The sequence below is a fragment of the Paenibacillus barcinonensis genome (genome assembly GCF_003217495.1).
Lineage (GTDB): Bacteria > Bacillota > Bacilli > Paenibacillales > Paenibacillaceae > Paenibacillus > Paenibacillus barcinonensis.
This window is the reverse complement of sequence record NZ_QJSW01000005.1, coordinates 315629-322604: the sequence shown is the minus strand read 5'-3', so window position 1 is coordinate 322604 and position 6976 is coordinate 315629. Positions and strand designations below refer to the sequence as shown.

6 protein-coding genes are annotated in these 6976 nt (G+C 35.6%); 5 read left to right on the top strand and 1 reads right to left on the bottom strand.

From position 1 onward, the window contains the following. The 5 genes from DFQ00_RS10715 to DFQ00_RS10695 all read left to right on the top strand — a co-directional run. A partial coding sequence (locus DFQ00_RS10715) for a sulfurtransferase (protein WP_279630402.1) occupies window positions 1-171 on the top strand: 171 nt, incomplete at its 5' end. Window positions 172-692: 521 nt separating this feature from the next. Then, window positions 693-1247 carry a hypothetical protein gene (locus DFQ00_RS10710; protein WP_110896465.1) on the top strand — a complete coding sequence of 185 codons (555 nt, stop codon included), beginning with the start codon at window positions 693-695 and terminating at the stop codon, window positions 1245-1247. 14 nt (window positions 1248-1261) lie between these two features. Next, window positions 1262-1456, top strand: a complete 195-nt coding sequence (locus DFQ00_RS10705; RefSeq protein WP_110896464.1) for a hypothetical protein — start codon at window positions 1262-1264, stop codon at window positions 1454-1456. A 128-nt stretch (window positions 1457-1584) separates the two neighbouring features. Next, entirely contained in the window at window positions 1585-4683 is a 3099-nt protein-coding gene (locus tag DFQ00_RS10700) for a sacsin N-terminal ATP-binding-like domain-containing protein (protein WP_110896463.1), read from the top strand. Next, window positions 4676-5584 carry an AlbA family DNA-binding domain-containing protein gene (locus DFQ00_RS10695; RefSeq protein WP_110896462.1) on the top strand — a complete coding sequence of 303 codons (909 nt, stop codon included), beginning with the start codon at window positions 4676-4678 and terminating at the stop codon, window positions 5582-5584. The genes DFQ00_RS10700 and DFQ00_RS10695 overlap by 8 nt, the downstream gene beginning before the upstream one ends. A 52-nt stretch (window positions 5585-5636) precedes the next feature. Here DFQ00_RS10695 and DFQ00_RS10690 read toward each other — a convergent pair whose 3' ends face one another. Then, on the bottom strand, window positions 5637-6914 hold the full coding sequence (locus DFQ00_RS10690) for an S-layer homology domain-containing protein (RefSeq protein WP_167433665.1): 1278 nt from the start codon (window positions 6912-6914) through the stop codon (window positions 5637-5639). Between the last annotated feature and the right edge of the window lie 62 nt (window positions 6915-6976).

Below are 6976 nucleotides of genomic sequence, written 5' to 3'. Positions count from 1 at the left end.
AAGCTGGGGAAAGATGATGCCATCATCGTCTACTGCGGCTCAGGTGTCTCTGCCTGCCCGAACGTGATTGCGCTGGAGGAAGCGGGATTCTCGAATGTGAGGCTGTATTCCGGGAGCTGGAGCGACTGGGTTAGTTATGAGGAGAACCCGGTGGCGACTGGGGAAGAGTAAGATCGGAGGACAAGTCTACAGTATCTCAAAGACAAATACACCGCCTTGCAGGCCGATGCCTGGGGCGGTGTTTTCCTTGATTCAAAGTCAACAGCGGATCAACATATGGCTGGAGTAAATGTTTTCTAGGAACAGATGCACGGCGTTTAGAGTTTAAATGCTAATTCAAGGATTAAAAAAGCCATTGAACTCTAAGAGAACGACTCAACATTTAGAGTCAACCGTGCAGAATAACTGGTTTTAAAATCAACATGTATCCAACAAATCGTTATAGTTTGCAATTAAGACACCTAGCATTGTATATTTGAATTTTTGAAAGCGTTACAAATCGCATCCTTACAAAGGCTATTTTATCTTAAGTATTGTCTCCGCTCCTAAAAGCACTTCTGAAAAATTAAAATATCTATACGGAGTGGCTAGTAATCAAAGTAAAAACAGATCAACAAGAGGTACACCATTGATTATGAGTCTAAAGTAATATAAAATATGGGTACACATTCATAAGAACTAGGAGAGAAGATATGTCTGATCCGTCATCGGGTAGTCCTTCTGGGCAGCATGGTAGCCCATCCGAATATCCTTCAGCTGACCTGTTGCTGTCCATTGTGCAAAGAGAATACGATATAGAAAATAATAGAAAAGCTACGTTAGAGACAAGAGCCGGTATTTTAATTCCCATCATTGTAACTCTTCTGACTTTTCTTATCTCTTTTTTTAAATTTGAAAGTCTTACAAAAGCTAAAATCAACTATGCTTTCGAAAGTTTTATTTACAATGCTTATATTTTATTGTTGATCATTTCAGTCTCCTTGTTACTTATTAGCTTGTATTATTTTATCAAAGTACTCTCTGTTAATAAATATGAAAGACTAAGTGTTGATGATATAGAAGAATCTCATGCTAGGGTAGAAAAAGACATATTGACTTTAGCATATGCCTTAAAATACAAAGATGTGCTTAAAGGAAATAGTCCTTTGAATGAAACTAAAGCAATTCAATATCAAAAAGGTTGCTATTGCACAGTTGGAGCAGTATTACCAGCTTTAGTAATGATTATATTTTCTCAGTTTCTTTAAAGGAGGTGAAGTATATGTCTCAAAAATCAATTGATGATTATTTGCTCAGTATTGGAAATGGCAAGCAGGATAAAGGTGAAAAACCTCCCGTTATTAAAACTAAAAGTGTTCTTGAAGGTGCGGATAATATAATCATAACTCGCACTGAACATTTCAACCGTTATTCCGAAATACGTGAAAAAAAGAGTCCCAATTTAAATGACGATTAAAAATGCTGCTTAAATCATACCGATTAGTTACTTTAGGTATGGATTAAGCAGCTTTTGTCTTCAAATTGTTATAAACAAATCCTTTATAAAATTTTACATATTATCAAGAAAACTCAAGGAGGATACATATGGTATTTTCAGAAAAAATACAACAACTACGAAGTAAGGCACAAGAAACTCAAGCTGCAAATAAAATTATTGATATGTTGACTCAATTAGAATTAACAAATGATACATCAACTTCTTACAGGTGGGTATGGGAACTTATTCAAAATGCAAAAGATGTTGTTAATTCTAGCGGCATGGTTGATATTGTAATTAATTTCGATTCCACTAGAAAAACCGTTGAATTTAAACATAACGGGAAATTGTTCTCAACAGAGAATATCGTTTTTCTTATAGAACAAGTTTCCACAAAAGATCGTACAATTACTGATGAAACAACAAGAACCACAGGAAAGTTCGGAACAGGATTCCTTACAACCCATCTACTTTCAAAAAAAGTGACGGTGTCTGGATATTTAAAGGACGAAGAGGATTCCCCCTGTTCTTTCAGCGTCGTTTTAGATAGATCTGGTAAGGAAAAACAGTCAATAATAAAAGCGATACAACAAAGTTGTTCTCAGTTAGATGAGAACACAACCGTGGTTAATAGTACAGCAATAAATGAAGAAGAATTTAACACTAGGTTCATCTATGCATTAGATGAATCCGGAGTAGATATTGCTAAAAAAGGTCTAAAAAACTTACTCGTTTCTGCGCCTTATGTGTTTGCTTTTGTTTCAGAAATAAATTCTATCACAGTAACAAGCGGTCAATTCATTCAGAAAATAAGCCGCGGCTCAGCGAATAACAGTAATCTTGAAAATGCACATGAAATAGAAGTTGTTGTTGAAACAAAAAGAAATGGAATAGCAACTAATGAAAATAAGTATGTTTATGTTAATGGCACAAAAGATTTATCTCTTGCATTTGAAATACAAAAAAAAGAAAATGTTAATATTATTATGCAATACAACAAAGAATTGCCGCGTATTTTTTGTGACTTCCCTCTCCTAGGAACTAGCGATTTTCCATTTCCTGTAATTATAAATAGCCCGCTTTTTAATCCAACGGAACCACGTAATGGGATTCATTTAACGAATAAAGAACATGAACAAATAACACAAAACAAAAAGATTTTAAAAGAATCTTACAGAATTTATATTGAAATGCTGAATTATCTCTCAGAAGAAAATTACGAAGGAATTTATAATATTGTCAAAATACCTAAAACACCGGAAAAAGATTGGCTGTCCCAAGAATGGTTTGAACAAAATATAATTAACGTACTAAAGTCTTATATCAAGACACTTCCACTCATTTACACACACAGTGCAGTGAAAAAGTCTCTTTTTGATGAGAGCGGCAATACTTGCGTATTGATTCCAAAAGATCAAGATGAAGTTGTTCGTAAAAAAGTGTGGAATCTTTCAAGCAACTTATTCCCTAATATGATTACAAAATACGATGAATTAGAGTTTTGGTACGACTCTTTGTGGGATGAATGCCATAACTTTGGCATATTTGATTTGATAGAAAAAGTAGAAAAGTTTGAAACTATTGATGAGTTATCAAAAAATATTAATGGCGATGTATATGACTGGTTGAATGAATTATTGGGATTATTCTATTCCAAAGAAGAGTCTTTCGTAAACAACTACGGTAGAACCCCATATATTTTGCCAAACCAGCACGGTATATTTTGTACAACAGATACAACTTTACTTGATAGTGGTATTGATGAAGCCTATAAGAACATTGCTATTATTTTAGACTTTGATTTAAAAAACAGATTATTAGACAGAAGAATTAATTCTTGTTTTTTTTCAGATTTAGGTAGTTTTACCTTAGAGGAAGTTTTTGCAGAGTTCGCAAAAAGATTGCACAAACCCCATCCAAAACAAGATGAATTCCTCAAAGAAATTATCTGCTTACAAGGTAAGCAGAACGAAGAACAAAATGACTTTATAAATCTTGTCATTACTTTGTATGGTGAAGATGCCTGGAGAAAGAATGCAGTTTCAAGAAATTCAAATGAAATTCTAAAAACTGCATTAAAATTTTGGAGAGAAAAAATAAGTAAAGAAATAAATATCTGCGAGAATACTCTAACCTTCACCTCTCAATTTAATTTTGCAAACGAACACACGGCAATTATTTGGCTATCTAACTATGTGGATGTATTAGTGAAATATGAACAAGACACTTTATTAGACACTTTCAAGATATTACCTAATCAGTATGGAACTTTTAAAAAGAGTGCAGAGTTGTCACTAGATTCCGGTCAGATTGATGCAGTTCTTAAAGAGGCATGTATTTATGCGGGTTACGATGTACGTGCAACACTATTATCAGAAGAAATTCATTTAGATCTACCTAAAAGCAGAACTATTTACCTTGAGGACATTTCTGGAAAAATCACAAAGTATGTGAAAGAGAATAAAAATAACCTTGGCCAACAGAATGCTGTTGAGAAAGAAATATTTAATAAAACTTATTTTTGGCTGAGAGAAAATTCATCTAATGAAACAGTTAAAAATTGTTTTAAAGATTTATTTTTAAATTTGCATTGGTTTTATAATGATAATGACATTGCAGAAAATATGTCCAAAGTAGAAGAATATAATGACTTATTAAATAGATATGGGGTTACTGGAGTTCAAGAATTAGAGACTATATTATCTCAATCAAGTACTGAAAGTAAATCAACTGAAATAGCGAAAATATCACAAGAGCTCCTTGCACAATGGGGGATTTCTAATGAAGATGATTTAAATCGCGCTCTAGCAAATAATTTATTAAATGCAGACTTTTTGCATGATTCAGAAAGCAGCTTAGAAATGTTTAATTATGTCCAAACCATCATCGAACGCTCTAAGAATAAGATTATAGATTTTTTAAATAAGAAACCTGAATATGATGTTTCAAATCCGATACCGATAACTAATACCATATTTATAATAAAAAAACACGACTCTGAAATTTATCTTATTACACGCCCCTCGGACTACGGTCAAGTAATTTTATATTATAGTTCTGAGTTGGATGTTCTTGATTATGAAAAGGATTGCGAATTGTGGGTTGAAGATAAAGCAAACGGTCCACAAAAAATTACATTTGGGAAAATGTTAAAGTTGACTGGTGTTAACAAAATTCCATTAAGGAGCATAAAAGAAAGTGGTTGATACTAATGAAATATTACAATTGTTACAGTCACCAGATTCAAAAAATCTTATTTGTAGGAAACTAGAGTTCAGGCCACGAAATTTGGCCATGTTCATCGCCGCCCTATCAAACTTGCCAGAAGAGTATGGTTACATTTTAATTGGAGTAAAGAAGGAAACAGATAAATACTGCATACATGGAATCAGTCCTGAATTTAAGATAAGTGAATCTATAAACAGAGCACTCGACTTATTATCTGAGCAACCGTTAATAGACTTTGAGCGCGTAACTATTGAAGGCAATAATATTTTTGCCATTAAGGTTAAAAAAGTTCCAATCTCTGTTTTCTTCAAACCTGCTCATCTTTTGCAATCCCAACCCGAACTGTTTATCCGCGATCTCTATTTGGCTTGCATTAAGCTTCAATCCCGAAAGCTTTATGTTGATGCTACAGAAGATGAACGTAATGATTTTATTACAGATTTGCTAGAAACAAACGGATACCATTTAAAAGATCAAACTCGACGAGGAAGTTCCGCTGCAGGCAAATCGTCTGGAGAAGTTGATATTTTTATTAATAAAAATGGTATGCCATTCACTATTATAGAAGCTCTTAACTTAGACAGTTTAAACACCAATTACCTTAATACTCATCTAAACAAAATATATTCTTATGACACAACAGGAAATGCATTTAATATATGCTTGTCATATGTCAAAGTTAAAGATTTTGGTTCTTTTTGGGATAGGTATTGTGCCCATGTTAAAGGACATGAATATCCAGTAATGCTTATTTCCTCAGATACGAGCGCTGATAACGATTACGGTTACTCTGACATAAGATTTATGACAACGACCCACAATCGTTCGGGTAAACTTACTCACCTCTATCATATGTGCGTAAAGATTCAAGGAGTTTAGTTCTAATTGGAATTCTTAAAGAGGCCCCCACATTTCTGTAGGGGCCTCTGTTTTATTTGCTCACTCTGATGTTAATCATTTTACCGTCTTCTGTGTACATTGGTACAAGGCCGTTGTCTGCGCTCTTTGTTGTGTACGCTTCTGCCCACATGTCTCTTTCGCCTTGACCTTTTTTGTAGGATGAAGCTGATGTACCATCTCGTTTGTAATAGTTTGCCCCGTATTTATCGATGTTTGTATCAAAGATTGGTCTGCCAATTTGGATCGCCAGCCCTTGGTCAGACAATGTACCAAGTCGCACCAAGTTATCTACTTTTGATGTGAACGAGTATTCTGTAAATACACGATATCGGTCTGGGTAGATGTTTTTTGCCATTGGATCAGCGTCTGAATGGAACATCGGAGCATACACGCTCTTTTTACCATCTGCTGGGTAAGGGTCTACAAAAATCATCTTCGACATTGTGACTGTAGCTACATCACTTCTCAATTTCAGTGACTTTCCAAACGCTTCATTCACGTTCTTGTATTGAGACGCATCTGGAGCCGCCATTTTCATTTTTCCAAATGTATTTAAGTTAGTGCCGGTTTTAGCTACTTCACGCAGTTCGTTCAGTCCATAAAAGTCAGTGGCTTTCTTACCTTCTGCTTCCATGTAACGAAGCAAAATTGTAGCTACCTCAGCCCGTGTAGTCGGAGCGTCTACGTTGAACTTTCCTGCCGCATCCCCCGTCATAATCCCCGTGCCCATTGCAATCGTAACGAATGGGTAGTCAGATTTTTTCAGTGTACCTTTGAAAAATTCTTGAACTGGGATCAAGGCTTTGTCACCCTTGGCATCTCCTTGAGCCTTGTTGTATTCAGAATCTGCCGCCGCCAGTCCGTTAGCCATCCACTTAGCAAGTTCAATCCGCGTCATTGCTTTGTTGCCTACAAATCCGTTTGGATAATCTACACGGTTCACAAATCCAAGCGCAGTCACTTTATTTACTGCTTCTGCTGCCCAGTTGGATGCCGGTACATCATTAAATGCTTGGCTCACTTTGTTCGGCTTGTATTTTGTAGCTCTGCTAAGCATTGCCGCAAATTCAGCCCGTGTAACATTGGCACTTGGCTTATATGTGCCATCAGTGTATCCTTCAACAAGTCCAAGCTCAGCCGCTTTTTTAATAGAAGTTTCAGCCCAATGGCCTTTGATATCCGTAAAGTTGGTGCTTACCTGGGCCACTTTTGCCACAACAGGCACTGCTGGATAGGATACACTCGATAGTGTAGTCGCTGTAAACAACGCCAACAAGAGTTTTCCAGCACCATAATTTCGCTTACTCACCTCTTCACCCCCGTTTGATCGTCTATACATAGATCATTATGAGTTACATTTCCTCATCAAGC

What these genes read in the sequence shown, in the direction of transcription:
- DFQ00_RS10705 (WP_110896464.1), top strand. Translation starts at nt 1,262, where the DNA reads ATGTCTCAAAAATCAATTGATGATTATTTGCTCAGTATTGGAAATGGC.
- DFQ00_RS10710 (WP_110896465.1), top strand. Translation starts at nt 693, where the DNA reads ATGTCTGATCCGTCATCGGGTAGTCCTTCTGGGCAGCATGGTAGCCCA.
- DFQ00_RS10700 (WP_110896463.1), top strand. Translation starts at nt 1,585, where the DNA reads ATGGTATTTTCAGAAAAAATACAACAACTACGAAGTAAGGCACAAGAA.